The sequence below is a fragment of the Azospirillum sp. UFLA03-27 genome (genome assembly GCF_059803775.1).
In genome coordinates, this window is record NZ_JAUQTX010000057.1 from 16,000 (window position 1) to 29,702 (window position 13,703).

General features: G+C 68.5%; 13 protein-coding genes. 2 read left to right on the forward strand and 11 right to left on the reverse strand.

The annotated features are described in order from the left end of the window. Window position 1 precedes the first annotated feature (1 nt). The 8 genes from Q4I23_RS11340 to Q4I23_RS11375 form a co-directional block, all read right to left on the reverse strand. A complete protein-coding gene (locus Q4I23_RS11340) occupies window positions 2-1,363 on the reverse strand; it encodes a nucleobase:cation symporter-2 family protein (RefSeq protein ID WP_498526312.1) in 1,362 nt (453 codons plus the stop codon). A 298-nt stretch (window positions 1,364-1,661) separates the two neighbouring features. Beyond that, window positions 1,662-2,906 (reverse strand): threonine ammonia-lyase, encoded by a 1,245-nt coding sequence (locus Q4I23_RS11345; protein ID WP_059399678.1) that lies wholly within the window; start codon window positions 2,904-2,906, stop codon window positions 1,662-1,664. Between the two features lie 14 nt (window positions 2,907-2,920). Beyond that, window positions 2,921-3,727: a carbon-nitrogen hydrolase family protein gene (locus Q4I23_RS11350; RefSeq protein ID WP_498526313.1), complete on the reverse strand. Its 807-nt coding sequence runs from the start codon at window positions 3,725-3,727 to the stop codon at window positions 2,921-2,923. Window positions 3,728-3,731: 4 nt separating this feature from the next. Beyond that, on the reverse strand, window positions 3,732-4,787 hold the full coding sequence (speB, locus tag Q4I23_RS11355; protein ID WP_498526314.1) for an agmatinase: 1,056 nt from the start codon (window positions 4,785-4,787) through the stop codon (window positions 3,732-3,734). 31 nt (window positions 4,788-4,818) lie between these two features. After that, on the reverse strand, window positions 4,819-5,619 hold the full coding sequence (locus Q4I23_RS11360) for an ABC transporter permease (protein ID WP_498526315.1): 801 nt from the start codon (window positions 5,617-5,619) through the stop codon (window positions 4,819-4,821). Then, complete coding sequence (locus Q4I23_RS11365; RefSeq protein ID WP_035682465.1) at window positions 5,619-6,473, reverse strand: ABC transporter permease; 855 nt, start codon at window positions 6,471-6,473, stop codon at window positions 5,619-5,621. Before Q4I23_RS11365 ends, Q4I23_RS11360 begins: the two co-directional genes overlap by 1 nt. Beyond that, on the reverse strand, window positions 6,470-7,486 hold the full coding sequence (locus tag Q4I23_RS11370) for an ABC transporter ATP-binding protein (protein ID WP_498526316.1): 1,017 nt from the start codon (window positions 7,484-7,486) through the stop codon (window positions 6,470-6,472). The genes Q4I23_RS11365 and Q4I23_RS11370 overlap by 4 nt, the downstream gene beginning before the upstream one ends. Before the next feature lie 216 nt (window positions 7,487-7,702). Further along, entirely contained in the window at window positions 7,703-8,824 is a 1,122-nt protein-coding gene (locus Q4I23_RS11375) for an ABC transporter substrate-binding protein (RefSeq protein WP_145677861.1), read from the reverse strand. A 184-nt stretch (window positions 8,825-9,008) separates the two neighbouring features. Between Q4I23_RS11375 and Q4I23_RS11380 the strand changes: the two genes are divergently transcribed. Then, window positions 9,009-9,935: a LysR family transcriptional regulator gene (locus tag Q4I23_RS11380; RefSeq protein WP_454020973.1), complete on the forward strand. Its 927-nt coding sequence runs from the start codon at window positions 9,009-9,011 to the stop codon at window positions 9,933-9,935. Here Q4I23_RS11380 and cysE read toward each other — a convergent pair. From cysE to Q4I23_RS11395, 3 genes are all read right to left on the reverse strand, one after another. Beyond that, window positions 9,932-10,816, reverse strand: a complete 885-nt coding sequence (gene cysE, locus Q4I23_RS11385) for a serine O-acetyltransferase (protein ID WP_498526317.1) — start codon at window positions 10,814-10,816, stop codon at window positions 9,932-9,934. The two genes, Q4I23_RS11380 and cysE, sit on opposite strands and share 4 nt — an antisense overlap. 207 nt (window positions 10,817-11,023) lie before the next feature. Then, the gene (locus Q4I23_RS11390) at window positions 11,024-11,401 is read right to left on the reverse strand and encodes a hypothetical protein (protein WP_498526318.1); all 378 of its coding nucleotides are present in this window, start codon (window positions 11,399-11,401) and stop codon (window positions 11,024-11,026) included. Between the two features lie 229 nt (window positions 11,402-11,630). Beyond that, window positions 11,631-12,179: an RNA polymerase sigma factor gene (locus Q4I23_RS11395; RefSeq protein WP_454020555.1), complete on the reverse strand. Its 549-nt coding sequence runs from the start codon at window positions 12,177-12,179 to the stop codon at window positions 11,631-11,633. Window positions 12,180-12,416: 237 nt separating this feature from the next. On the opposite strand from Q4I23_RS11395, the gene Q4I23_RS11400 reads away from it, so the two are divergent. Then, window positions 12,417-13,430 (forward strand): FecR family protein, encoded by a 1,014-nt coding sequence (locus Q4I23_RS11400; RefSeq protein WP_498526319.1) that lies wholly within the window; start codon window positions 12,417-12,419, stop codon window positions 13,428-13,430. Window positions 13,431-13,703 lie beyond the last annotated feature (273 nt).

Genomic DNA, 13,703 nt, shown 5'->3' on the forward strand with positions numbered 1-13,703 from the left:
CTCACGCCTCCGCGGTCTTGGCGGCGGCGACGAACTCCGCGCTGCCGGCCTTGCCCAGCCCGTTGAAGAACAGGTTCAGCAGGACCGCGGCGATGGTGCCGAGAAGGATGCCGCTGTGCAGGAGCGGCGACAGGAAGGGCGGCATCTTCTGGAAGATCTTGTCAGCGACCAGCGGCACCATGCCCAGGCTGATGCTGATGGCGACGACGTAGATGTTGCCGCGGTTGGTCGTGTAGTCGACCTTCGCCAGGATCTTGATGCCGGTCGCCGCGACCATGCCGAACATCACCAGACCGGCCCCGCCCAGCACATAGGTGGGGACGGAGGCGACGACGTGCGCCAGCTTCGGGAACAGGCCGAAGGCGACCAGGATGGCGCCGCCGGCCACGCAGACCCAGCGGCTGCGCACCCCGGTGATCCCGACCAGCCCGACATTCTGCGAGAAGGAGGTGTAGGGGAAGGTGTTGAAGACGCCGCCGATCAGCGTGCCCAGCCCGTCCGTGCGCAGGCCGCGGGTCAGCTGCTCCGGCGTCACCGGGCGGCCGACCATCTCGCCGACCGCCAGGAACATGCCGGTGGATTCGATCATCACGACGATCATCACCAGCGACATGGTCAGGATCGACCAGAACTCGAACACCGGCATGCCGAACTGGAACGGGCGGATGACGTCCACCCACTTCGCCTGTCCCACCCCGTCGAAGCTGACCAGCCCCAGAACCATGGTCAGGGCGAAGCCCGCGACGATGCCCAGCAGGACCGAGATGTTGGCCCAGAAGCCCTTGGCGTATTTGGTCACCAGCAGGATCACCGCCAGCACGAACAGCGCGACGCCGAGATAGAGCGGATCGCCGAAATTCGGGTTCCCGGCCCCGCCGCCGGCCCAGGTGATGCCCACCCGCATCAGCGAGATGCCGATGATGGCGATAACGGTCCCCGTCACCACCGGCGGGAACAGCGGCAGCAGGCGGCCGACCACCGGGGCGGCCAGCGTGGCGAAGACGCCGGCCCCGATCACCGCGCCGTAGATGCCCAGCAACCCCAGCGACGGGTTCCCCGCCATGGCGACCATCGGACCGACCGCGGCGAAGGTGACGCCCATCATCACCGGCAGGCGGATGCCGAACTTCCAGAAGCCCAGCGTCTGGATCAGCGTGACGATGCCGCAGGCGAACAGGTCGGCGTTGATGAGAAGCGCGATCTGGTCCTTGGGCAGCTTCAGCGCGCCGCCGATGATGAGCGGCACGGCGATGGCCCCCGCGTACATCACCATCACATGCTGCATCCCGAGCGCCAGCAGGCGCAGCAGCGGAAGCTTCTCGTCAACCGGGTGGGGTGGGGTTGGTAATTCCAGCGACGACATGATCCATGACCTCCGCGAATGAACAGGCGCGAAGTGCATGGCCCGTGCCACAACCGGCGGGGCGGAGGATTATGGTGGAGCCTGCCCGGATGTGCCGCGAAAGATGGCGGTTCTCGGGAGGGGTGCTCAATCCATGGGCAGATCCATATCCCCTCTCCCCTCTGGGGAGAGGGCTAGGGTGAGGGGGTTGCGCTTGTGCCGGATTTTCCGCCATGCGCATCCCCCTCACCGGCCCTTACGGGCCACCCTCTCCCCAGAGGGGAGAGGGCTACTTCGCCGGTATGTGTCGGGCGTTCGCTCAGGGCCGCGCGCTGGACAGCGGCTGCGCCGCTTCCGCCACCACCGCCTTGCGGACGGGCAAGCCGGCGCCGCGCAGGGCTTCGGTGATGCGATCGCCGTGGCCCTCGTCCTCGACCTCGATCAGCAGGGCGACCTCGGCGGACTTGACGGAGAAGGCGCCGAACAGGCGCTGGTGCTGCACGTCGATGATGTTGCCGCCGCACTCCGCCACGATGCGGGCCACCTGGGCCAGCGCGCCGGGCTGGTCGGCCACGTCGATGTCCAGGTTGATCAGGCGCCCGTCGCGGGCGAAGCCGCGCATCAGCACGTTGGCGAGCGTGCGCGTGTCGATGTTGCCGCCCGACACGATCAGGCCGACCCGCTTGCCGCGGAAGCGCTCGGGGTGGAAGAGCAGGGCGGCCAGACCGGCGGCCCCGGCGCCCTCCGCCACGGTCTTCTCCACCTCGATCAGCATGGCGATGGCGCGCTCGATCACCGCTTCCGGCACCAGCACCACGTCGCAGCCGTTCTGCTTCAGGATGTCCATGGGCCGGTCGCCCACGTCGCGCACGGCGATGCCCTCGGCCACGGTCGGGCCGCCGACCTTGACCGGCTGCCCGGCGAGGCGCTGCGCTGCGGCGGGGTAGGTCTCCACCTCCACCCCGACGACCTCCAGGCCGGGCCGCAGCGCGCGGGCGGCGACCGCGGCCCCGGCGGCCAGCCCGCCGCCGCCCACCGGGATGGCCAGCGCGTCGAGGTCCGGGACCTCCGCCAGCATCTCCAGCACGACGGTGCCCTGGCCGGCGATCACCGCGTCGTCGTCGTAGGGATGGACAAAGACCAGCCCGTCCCGCTTGGCGAGGTCGTGGGCGAAGGCCGCGGCCTCGGCCAGGGAATCGCCCTCCAGGATGACGGTGGCGCCGTGGTAGCGCGTGCGCTTGACCTTCACGAAGGGGGTGAAGCGTGGCATGACGATGGTCGCCGCGATGCCCAGCCGCTTCGCGTGGTAGGCCACGGCCTGGGCGTGGTTGCCGGCCGACATGGCGATCACCCCGGCCTGCCGCTCCTCCGGCGTCAGATGCAGCAGCCGGTTGGCCGCCCCGCGCTCCTTGAAGGACGCGGTGAACTGGAGATTCTCCAGCTTGACCCAGACCTCGGCCCCGGTGATCTGCGACAGGGTTTCCGAGCGCAGGAAGGGCGTGCGGCTGATGCGTCCGGCCAGCCGTTCGGCGGCGGCGTGAATGTCGTCGATGGTGACCGGCATGTCCTGTGCTTCCTCTACGAACCGCCCTTCCCAGGCGTATTGGAGACCGCACCGTACAGGTCCGGGCGGCGGTCCGCCAGATGCGTGCCGACACGGCGCAGGGCGGGGTCCAGATCGACGGTCAGCAGCGCCTCGCCGTCCTCCGCCCGCGCCAGCACGCTTCCGTCCGGCGCCGCCACGCTGCTGAGCCCGCAATAGTGCAACGTCCCCTCGCGCCCGCAGCGGTTGGCGTAGGCGACGAAGAGGCCGTTCTCGAAGGCACGGGCCGGGACGATGGTGGTGGCGACGATCTCGTAGGGCGTCATCAGCGCGGTCGGGACGAGCAGCGCGTCCACCCCGGCCAGAGCGTGGCGGCGCACCAGCTCGGGGAACTCCACGTCGTAGCAGATCGCCACGCCGACCCGCATCCCGCCGACCTCGGCGGTCGGGAAGGCGTCGCCGCCCGGCGCGAAGGAACCGCGGTCGAGATCGCCGTAGAGATGCGTCTTGCGCTGGTTCAGAAGGGCGCGCCCGTCCGCCCCGATCAGTTGCGCGGCGTTGTGGACGGCGCCGTCCTCCCTACGCTCCGGATAGCCGTAGAGCAGGGCGATGCCGTGCCGCCGGGCGATCTCGGCGACCCGCACGGCCATCGGCCCGTCCGCCGGCTCGGCCAGGGCGCGCACCGCCGCCGCGCCGATGTCGTAGCCGGTCAGGCCCATTTCCGGCCCGACCAGCAGGGCGGAGCCGTGTCGCGCCGCCTCCGCCGCCGCCCGTTCCAGACGGTCGAGGTTGCGGTGCGGCGCACCGGGCTCCGCGTCCGCCTGGAACAGGGTCAGCCGCATGAGGTCAGGCTTGCTTCTGGCGGTTGGCAAGGGCGCGCACCGACAGGCAGAAGATCTCGAACAGCATCTGCGCGCCGGCGTGGGCGGTGTTGGTCGTGGCGTCGTACTGCGGGGCCACCTCCACCACGTCGCCGCCGATGATGTCCAGCCCGTCGAGCCCGCGCAGGATGGCCAGCGCTTCCCGCGTGGTCAGGCCGCCGACCTCCGGGGTGCCGGTGCCGGGGGCGAAGACCGGGTCCAGGCAATCCACGTCGAACGAGACGTAGACCGGCCCGTCGCCCACCACCTTGCGCGCCGTCTCGATGACGCTGGCGATGCCGCGCTCCGGGATGTCCTCCGCGTGGATCACGGTCATTCCGCTGTCGTAGGAGAACTCCCACAGATACTCGGTGCTGCCGCGGATGCCGATCTGCACCGTGCGCTCCGGGTCCAGAACGCCGTCCAGAACCGCCTGCCGGAAGGGACCGCCGTGGTGGAACTTGGCGCCCTCGTAGGGGCCGCCGGTGTCGCAATGGGCGTCGAAATGGATCATGCCCACCGGACGCTCGCGGCCCAGCGCCTTGAGGATCGAATAGGTGATCGAATGGTCGCCGCCGACCGACAGCGGGATGACGCCGGCGTCCATCACGCGGTTGTAGAAGGCCAGGATGTCGCCGTGGCAGGACTCCAGGCTGAAGCGGCTGGACAGCGGCACGTCGCCGACGTCGGCCAGTTTGCAGGAGGCCGCCGGGACCATGCGCAGGGCGTGCTCGTAGGGGCCGATGCGCTCCATCCCGCGCACGGCGCGCGGGCCGAGGCGGGCGCCGGCCCGGTTGGTGACGCCCAGGTCCATCGGAACGCCGATCAGCGCGATGTCCAGCCCGCCGAAGTCCGCCGCCTCCGCCGCGTCGGGGCGGTAGGGGGCGTCGAGCAGGGTGGACACCCCGGCGAAGGGCTGCACCCGCTTGCCGCCGGAGAACTGGAGGGCAGCCACCCGCTGGAACTCCGGATCGTGGAAGTCGTCGCCGCCGGAGCCGCTGTACTTCGTACGCAAACGATCAAGCTTCTGAGGGTCGATCATCGTCCGGATCTCTTTGAAAAAGGAAAGAAGGTTAGTCGTTCTTGGCCCAGGCGCCGAGAAGGCGGGGCAGGTCGCCGAACCACGCGATCAGCCCGAAGACCACCGCCGTCAGCGACACGAAGAGCACCGTCACGGCGGCCATGGTCGGGGTGTAGCCGTAGCGGAGCGCGTTGAAGATCTTGATGGGCAGGGTCTCCAGCGTGAAGCCGACCACCATGTAGGCCACGATGTACTCGTTCAGCGACAGCACGAAGGCGAAGGCGAAGCCGGAGATCACGTAGGGCCGCACCAGCGGCATCACCACCGTGCGCAGCACCGTCCGGTCGTCCGCCCCCATGGTCGCCGCCGCCTCCACGTAGGAGCGGTCCACCGCCCCGAAGCCCAGCGACAGCGTGACCAGCGGCAGCGTCACGAAGAACACCGCGTGGCTGACCACCACCGTCCAGGGGGACCCGTACTCGCCGATCGCCGCCCAGAAGCTGAGGAAGCCCAGCGCGGTGATGACCGGCGGCAGGATGAAGGGCGTCATCCCCAGCACCTCGAACGCCCGCGCCCAGGGGGCGCGCCAGCGCCACAGGAACCAGGCCAGCGGGAAGGCGATCAGCACCGCCAGCGCCGCCGACAGGGTGGCGACGACGAGGCTGGTGATCAGCGCGCCGCGCCAGCCGGGATCGGTGAAGACCTCGGCGTACCAGGCGAGCGAGAAGCCCTGCGGCGGGAAGGTCAGCGATTTCTTCTCGTTCACCGAGACGCCGGCCACCACCAGGATGGGGGCCGCCAGGACCAGGGCGATCAGGCCGGCGGCCAGGGAATTCAGCGTGCGCATCAGCATCAGGCCGTCTCCTCCCGCCGCCCGGCGAGCAGCGCCAGCCCGACGAGGGCGAGGCTGACCAGCACCAGGAAGACGGCCATCGCCGCCGCGAAGGGCATGTTGGACTGGTAGATCGCCTGATCGGTGATCAGCACCGACAGCGTCCAATGCTGCGGCCGCCCGAGAAGCTGCGGCAGCAGGTAGGAGCCAAGCGCGAAGACGAACACCATGATCGTGGTCGCCACGATGGTGTTGCGCAGCGCCGGCACCACCACCGTGAAGAAGGCGCGCAGCGGCGAGGAACCCAACGTGCGCGCCGCCTCCTCCAGATAGGGGTCGAGGCGGGCGAGCGCGGGGTAGAGCACCAGTACCGTGTAGGGAAAGGCCTGATAGACCAGCCCGGCCAGCAATGCGCCGAAGCTGGGGCTGAGCGATTGCGGCTCGGCCATCAGGCCCAGCGCCACGAACAGGTTGGTGATGCCCGCCGTGCGCGACAGCAGGGTGGACCAGGCGAAGCCGATGATGACTTCCGACAGCGACAGGATCGACAGCAGGAAGACCAACCAGCGGATTTGCGCGCCGCGCGACAGCTTGACCAGCCGGTAGGTGAAGGGAAAGGCGATGCCCACCGACAGCGCCGCGACCAGCGCCGCCAGCCCCAGCGAGAATGACATCACCCCGCCGAAGAAGGCGGTCAGGAACCGCTCGTAGTTGGCGAAGACGAGGTCCGGCTCGTAGAAGCCGCCGGGCACGCGCCGGAAGACGCTGACCGCGATCATCAGGCTGAAGGGGATGACGAAGAAGACGACCAGCATCAGCGCCGGGAACAGGATCGGCGCGTGCTCGGCCAGACCGCGGGGGGCGCGGCGGATCATCGGGCGTGCTCCGCGGCGGGCGGCAGCACGACGCAGGCCGCCGGGGGGAACTCCACCGACAGGGCGCCGCCGGGGGCGACCGGCGGGCGGTCCTGCGGGCGCGACAGCGCGACGATCTCCCGCCCGGCGACGTCGATGCGGAACTCCACGCTGGCGCCGAGGTCGCGCATGAAGGACAGCGTGCCGGTCAGCCGGTTCGGCCCGTCCGTCCCGGCGGGGTGGACGACCACGTCCTCCGGCCGGACCGACAGCAGGACGCGGCCGGTCGGCGGCAGGTCCGGCAGATGCAGGGTGCCGCCGGGCACGGCGGCGGTGCCGGGGGCGGTGACCTCGCCCTCCAGCAGGTTGGTCATGCCGATGAAGTCGGCGACGAAGGCGTCGGCGGGCTGGCGGTAGACCTCCATCGGCGGGGCGGCCTGATGGATGCGCCCCTGCGACATCACCACCACGAGGTCGGCCATGGTCATCGCCTCCCGCTGGTCGTGGGTGACGACGATGGTGGTGATGCCCAGCCGCTGCTGAAGCTGCTTCAGCTCGATCTGCATGGCCTCGCGCAGCTTGGCGTCGAGCGCCGACAGCGGCTCGTCGAGCAGGAACAGCTTGGGCGACAGGGCGAGCGCGCGGGCGATGGCGACGCGCTGCCGCTGCCCGCCCGACAGCTTGGAGACCGGCCGGTCGGCCACGCCGGGCAGGCGCACCAGTTCCAGCAACTCGTCGGCGCGCTTGCGCTGCTCGGCCTTCGGCACGCCGCGGATGCGCAGGGGGTAGGCGATGTTCTCGCCCGCCGTCAGGTGCGGGAAGAGGGCCAGCGACTGGAACACCATGCCGAATTCCCGCGTGTGGGCGGGGGCCGTGGTGATGTCACGCCCGTCGATGACCAGCCGTCCGCCGGAGGGGTCCTCCAGCCCGGCGATCATGCGCAGCAGCGTCGTCTTCCCGCAGCCGGACGGGCCGAGCAGGCAGACGAATTGCCCATGCGGGATGCGCAGCGACGCGCCGTGCACCGCGGTCATGGGACCGTATCGTTTGGTGAGACCGTCGAGGACAAGGGCTGACATGGGATGGCTTTGTTCTGATTGAACCTTTGTTCCCTCGCCCCTCTGGGGAGAGGGTTAGGGTGAGGGGGCGCCCATAGGGCGTCAACGCAGCCTCATTGCAGTGCGTGTCCGGCCTGCGGCCGCCCCCTCATCCCATACCCTTCTCCCCAGAGGGGAGAAGGGCTCACACACTCATCCGACGATCATTTCCGTCCACTTCTGGTTCAGCCAGTCGGACTTGCTTGTGTACAGGTCGTAGCGCGGGATGATCGGCGCGATGTCGGAGGACACGGCGGCAAACTCTTGGTCGGTCAGGTCGGTCATCTTGCGGTCGATGGTCGGGGCGGTGCCGACCTTGCGTGACAGCAGGGCCTGGATCGACGGCTGGCACATATAGTCCACGAAGACATGCGCGAGGTCGCCGGCCTTGGAGGCGCGGGTGACCGCCCAGCTGCCGGAGTCGAGGATGCCGCCCTCCTTCGGGAAGGTCGAGCGCACCGGCTGCCCGTCCGCGGCGGCGAGGCCGGTCACGTCATGGTAGTACTGGCCCATCGGGATCTCGCCGGACTTCAGCGAGGCCTCGAACTGCGCCTCGTCGCGGTACCAGAGCTTCACGTTGGACTTCAGCTCCGCCAGCTTCTTGAAGCAGTCGAGCTGCCCCTGCTCGCTGTCGAGATGCTTGGTGCCGCCGAAGAAGGTCGCCGCGGTGACCTCCAGCAAGAAGCTGTTGCTGACCAGCGCCAGCAGGCCGAGCTTGTCCTTGTTCGCCGGGTCCCACAGGGCCGCCCAGCTGTCCGGGGCCTGCGGGTAGCTCTTGGTGTTGGTGACCAGCGTGATGTACCAGGACACCGCGCCGATGCCGCTGACCTTGCCGTCCGGGTATTTGTTGACGAGGTGCGGGACGACCTTGGCGGCGTTGGGGATCTTCGACAGGTCGAAGGGCGCCCACAGTTCCGCCGAGGCCCCCTTCAGCATCGCCACCTGCGACATCATCGAGACGTCGGCGGGCGCCTGACGGGCGCGGGCCGCCTGTTCGAGCTGGACGAGCCACGCCTCGCCGGTCGGTTCGGCGATGGCCTCCACCGTGATTCCGGTGGCCTTGGAGAATTCCGGGAAGATGTGCTTTTCGAAGGATTCCTTGAAGTAGCCGCCGTAGACGCCGACCTTCAGCGTCTTCGATTGGGCGCGGACGATGTTCGGAAAGCCGATGGCGGCCACCGTGGCCAGCGTGCCCGCTCCGGCCAGAACCGCGCGCCGGCTGATGCCGCCGGTCAAAGCGGCGTGAAGTCCCTGCTTACCCGTCGTCTCGTTCATGGATGCGACCTTTCCTTGCGGACGAGCTTATCTGTTCGTGAGGCCAGCATTGCGGCCTGCGGTCATTAGACGCCCGGCGCCGTTGCCCGAAAATCAGAAAGTTTTGTATCTTACTTCGATCCGGGCCGAAGTATCGGACGCCCCGGAACCGGCGAGCGGGGCAGGGGAGGGCGGCGTCGTGGCGATGATTCAGCTGGAAACCGTGGATCTGCGCCTGTTGCGGTTGTTCATGACCATCGTCGAGGCTGGCGGATTCAGTGCGGCGCAGAGCGAACTGAACCTGTCGCTGTCCACCATATCCACCCATTTCACCGATCTGGAGACCCGGCTGGGCCTGCGGCTGTGCCGGCGTGGGCGGTCGGGATTCCAGCTCACCCCGGAAGGGCAGGCGGTCTATGACGAGGCGCGGCGCGTGTTCGACACGCTGGAGCGCTTCCGCGGCCGGGTGCGCGGCCTGCGCGAGCGGCTGACCGGCACGCTGGCGGTCGGGCTGGTGGACAACACGCTGACCGACCCGCGCGCCCCGCTGGAGCGCGTCTTCGCCCGCTTCACCGAGGCGGCGCCGGAGGTCTCGCTGATCATCAACGTCCGCCCGCCGAACGAGCTTCTGCGCGACGTCATCGGCGGGCAGTTGCAGCTCGCCATCGCCAGCTTCCCGCGCATCGTGCCCAGCCTGTCCTACCAGGACCTCTACAACGAGACGATCCACTTCTGCGTAGCGGACGGGCACCCGCTGTTCACCCTGCCGGACGAGGCCATCGACCTGGACGAAATCCGCCGCTATCGGCTGGTCGCGCGCAGCTATTGGGGGTCGCGTGACCTGAAGATCTTCGCCATATCAACGCCCAAGGCGACGGTCAGCGACATGGAGGGGGCGGCGCGGCTGATCCTGTCCGGCGCCTACGCCGGCTATCTGCCGGACCATTACGCCGCACCCTACGTCAAGGCCGGGCGGCTGCGGATTCTGCTGCCCAAGGTCCTGTCCTATCAGGCGCCGTTCCAGGTGGCCTTCGACGCCAACCGCTCCAAGAGCCCGGTGGTGGACCTGTTCATCGCCCTGACCCGCGAGGAGATGACCGCGCCGGAGTTCCGGAGCAGCCCCGGCCACTAGATGTGATATTCCGGCTCCGGCACCGTCTGGTCCATGGCGAGCGCCGGCACCGTGTCGCGGCACCAGCCGACGATCCGCGCCGGGACGCCGACCACGGTGGCGCAGGGCGGCACGTCCTTCAGCACCACGCTGCCGGCTCCGACCTTGGCGCGGCTGCCGATCTCGATGTTGCCGAGGATCTTGGCCCCGGCGGACAGCAGGACGCCGTCGCGCACCTTCGGATGGCGGTCGCCATGCTCCTTGCCGGTGCCGCCGAGCGTGACCTCCTGAAGGATCGACACGTCGTTGCCGACCACGGCGGTTTCGCCGATCACCAAGCCGGTGCCGTGGTCGATGAAGACGCCGCGCCCGACCGGGACCGCCGGGTGGATGTCCACGGCGAAGACCTCCGACACCCGGCTTTGCAGGAAGTGGGCGAGGTCGCACCGCTCGCGCCGCCACAGCCAGTGGCCGATGCGGTGCCATTCCAGCGCGTGGAAGCCCTTGTAGTAGAGGAAGGGCGTCAGGCAGTTGTCCGCCGCCGGGTCGCGTGTGCAGATGGCCTGAAGGTCGGAGCAGGCCTCCTCCACGATGCAGGGCGCGTCGGCGACCGCCGAGCGCACGAGCATCGCGAGCTGGTCGGCGGAGATGTAGGAATCACCCAGCTTGCGCGCCAGCAGGCTGCCCAGGGCCGACGGGAAGTCATGGTGCAGCAGGATGGCGGTGTCGATGAAGGGGCGCAGCCAAGGCTCCTTGACGACGACGTTCTCCGCCTCGGCGCGCAGCATCGCCCACATGCCGTCGACGCCCTCCAGAAGAGGCGATTCCGGGCGCTCCAACTCCTTGAGGTTCTGGTCCTCAAGGCCCTGATCCTTAAAGCAGGGGGCGACGATGTGATTCATGGTACGCGTGTCCTGATGTTCCCGACCGGTCCCGCCGTCGGTCCGGTCATGGGGCCTTCAACAGGCCGGAGGAAAGCCTAGCACGCCGCTTTCCGGAAGGGGAGCCATGTCGTGGGAAATGAGGGGCCGCCACGAATTTTTACACATTTCCACACTGTGAAAATCGCCTGCCTACCCAGACAGCCCCATCCGCGCAAGCGCGCGGGTTTACCAGGTGATCACATAGTCGCCGGTGTAGGGGCTGGATCCGACCTGCATGTTCCTGGTGCCGAATTCTTCCTGCAAGGCGGCGGCGTTGCCGTTCACCGTGATCCCACGGGCGCTCCAGCCATTGCCGTCGCGGGCGACCGTGAACTCGCCCTTGGACTGTACGAGGTTCGGGTCGTTCACGGCGTGTATTTTCATCGTGCCTTGCCGGGCCGCGGCAAGTTCGGTTTCGCGGCTGGCGATGATGTCCTCCCAGCCGTCCTCCTTCTTCAGGGAGCCGGAGGCGAGGCCGCTTCTCATGCGGCTGATTTCATCCGGGTAGGCTTCGAGCACCACCGCCTTCCGGTCGGCCAGGGCTTGGTCCATCGTTTTCGGCATGCCGTCATGAGCCCTTGGAGAGACCGGACCGTGCCGTAGAATATGCTTCATAAAAACCCTCATGGGTAGTTTTCGCGGCATATTTTCCATAAGATAGCTTATGGGATTTTTGTGCCGCTTGGGACGGGACACCATCACACATACACCCAGCACCGGATCCGTGCATCTGCTTCCCGTGATCCGGGGGCGGACCGCCCCTTCCGGTCTCAATCGGGGGCGTGTTCCACGGCTAGGGCGTCCCGCCGGACCGGCTCGCGGCCGGCTCGGGGCGGTCGCGGCGCGCCATGGTGTCCACGAAATGGCCCATCGCCAGTTTCATGTCGTTGAAGACCGTGCCCTGCGACACACCCAGATGGGCGGCGATCTGGGGATAGGACAAGCCTTCGACCCGGTTCAGAAGCCACACCTGCCGGGCCCGCGCCGGCAGACGCTCCAGGGCGTCCATGAAGCACGACAGCCGCTCGCGGTGCAGCAGACGCTCTTCCGCCGAAGGGGTCTCCGATGCGATGCCCAGCGCCTCGACGGTGTCCGCCGGGCCGGCCTCGAACCGCTCCTGGGTCCGGCAGCGCCGGAGATGGTCCAGCGCGAGGTTGTGGACCGTCCGGTGAAGGAAAGCCCCGATGTTGTCGATGGGTCCCCTCTCCACGGCCTTGCAGGCGCGCAGGTAGCTTTCCTGCAGCAGATCCTCGGCAACCTGAAGATCACGCACGATCTTCATCGCGCACCCGAACAACGAGCGGCGGTGATCGAGATAGATCGCAATCAGGCTTGCGGACATGATAGCCCTGTCGGTACGGCGGCGGAAAGGACACCACCGCGGTCGGTGCGACATCGGCGGCCTTGCAACATCGAGATTGATAATGATTCTCAATTTCAGATGTCAAGCCGGTTGGACGGGCGCGGGAACGATCACCATCTGCGGGCTATGGGCTGCGGTTTGCGAATTGTGACCCGCCGAGCGATGAAACGTCTCAACTGTACGTGAGTCCGGTCAAGGAAGAGTGGAAGACCAAGCGTGGAGCAGGACAAGGCAGACGGCGGACAGGATGCCGGGGCCTACCGGCATGCGGACCCGATCACGGACGAGGCGCTCACCTGGTTCGTGACGCTTCTCGACGCGCCCGTGGCCCCGGACACCCGAGCCGCCTATCAGGCATGGCGGAACCGCGACCCGCGCCACGCCGCGGCGTTCGACCGCCTGTCGTCGCTTGGGAGCATGCCCGAATTGCAGGCAGCGACGCTCGCCCATCACCCGCAGACGGCCCCTTCGCCGGCGGCCACCCGGTCCGTAGCGCGGCGGCGGTCCGGGCGGTTCGGCGGATGGCGGGCCTCGCTGGCCGCCGCCGCGCTGCTGCTGGCCATCGGCGTCCATCTCCAGCCCACATTGGCGCTCCGCCTGACCGCCGACCACCGCACCGCCGCCGGGGAGCGGCAGGAGATCGCCCTGCCCGACCGGTCCCTGCTGATCCTCGACACCGACTCCGCGGTCGCGCTCGATTTCGCCGAGGGCCGGCGCCACGTCCGGCTGCTGCGCGGGCAGGCTTACTTCGACGTGGTCAGCGACCCCGCCCACCCCTTCCGCGTCACCGCCGGCTTCAGCGAGGTCGAGGTGACCGGCACCGCCTTCACCGTGCGGTCGGACAGCGGGCAGGACGCCGTCTTCCTGGAGCGCGGGCGGGTGTCGGTCAGCCGGCGGGAACCGCCGGGCCGGACGGTGTCCCTCGTTCCGGGTGACCGGGTGACGGCCACGGCGGACGGCCTGTCGGCGCCCGCCCGCTTGGACCTGGCGGTTGCGCTGGCCTGGAAGGACGGGCGCTGCGTGTTCCACGACCAGCCCTTCGCCGCGATCGTCGACACCATCCGGCGCTACCATGGCGCACCGGTCATCCTGATCGGCGACCGGCTGGCCGGCGCGCGGGTCAGCGGAAACTACCGGCTGGACGATCCTGTCGCGGCGATCCGCTCGCTGGCCGATGTCGTGGGTGCCCGCGTGACCGAGCTTCCTGGCGGAATCATCCTGCTTCGATAGGTTTTGACCTTCTTTCGGGATTTTTTTGTGAGACGCCACGCCCCCGTGCGTCTGCCGAAAAGAGGGGGCACGGTTCATACACCGGTCATCACGCCCCCGCCACCAGCGCAGACGGGAGTTGTGAGGAATGGAAGGCCGGACGGTTTCGACAGGCAAGTTCTTGGTGTGTGCGCGGGGAACCGCCGCCCGGCATCTGATCCTGGCCCTGATGGCGACCACCGCGCTCGGCGGCGTCCTGGCTGTCTCTTATACACATCTGACGCTGCCGACGAT

What these genes read in the sequence shown, in the direction of transcription:
- Q4I23_RS11340 (WP_498526312.1), bottom strand. Translation starts at nt 1,363, where the DNA reads ATGTCGTCGCTGGAATTACCAACCCCACCCCACCCGGTTGACGAGAAG.
- Q4I23_RS11345 (WP_059399678.1), bottom strand. Translation starts at nt 2,906, where the DNA reads ATGCCGGTCACCATCGACGACATTCACGCCGCCGCCGAACGGCTGGCC.
- Q4I23_RS11350 (WP_498526313.1), bottom strand. Translation starts at nt 3,727, where the DNA reads ATGCGGCTGACCCTGTTCCAGGCGGACGCGGAGCCCGGTGCGCCGCAC.
- speB (WP_498526314.1), bottom strand. Translation starts at nt 4,787, where the DNA reads ATGATCGACCCTCAGAAGCTTGATCGTTTGCGTACGAAGTACAGCGGC.
- Q4I23_RS11360 (WP_498526315.1), bottom strand. Translation starts at nt 5,619, where the DNA reads ATGCTGATGCGCACGCTGAATTCCCTGGCCGCCGGCCTGATCGCCCTG.
- Q4I23_RS11365 (WP_035682465.1), bottom strand. Translation starts at nt 6,473, where the DNA reads ATGATCCGCCGCGCCCCCCGCGGTCTGGCCGAGCACGCGCCGATCCTG.
- Q4I23_RS11370 (WP_498526316.1), bottom strand. Translation starts at nt 7,486, where the DNA reads ATGACCGCGGTGCACGGCGCGTCGCTGCGCATCCCGCATGGGCAATTC.
- Q4I23_RS11375 (WP_145677861.1), bottom strand. Translation starts at nt 8,824, where the DNA reads ATGAACGAGACGACGGGTAAGCAGGGACTTCACGCCGCTTTGACCGGC.
- Q4I23_RS11380 (WP_454020973.1), top strand. Translation starts at nt 9,009, where the DNA reads ATGATTCAGCTGGAAACCGTGGATCTGCGCCTGTTGCGGTTGTTCATG.
- cysE (WP_498526317.1), bottom strand. Translation starts at nt 10,816, where the DNA reads ATGAATCACATCGTCGCCCCCTGCTTTAAGGATCAGGGCCTTGAGGAC.
- Q4I23_RS11390 (WP_498526318.1), bottom strand. Translation starts at nt 11,401, where the DNA reads ATGCCGAAAACGATGGACCAAGCCCTGGCCGACCGGAAGGCGGTGGTG.
- Q4I23_RS11395 (WP_454020555.1), bottom strand. Translation starts at nt 12,179, where the DNA reads ATGTCCGCAAGCCTGATTGCGATCTATCTCGATCACCGCCGCTCGTTG.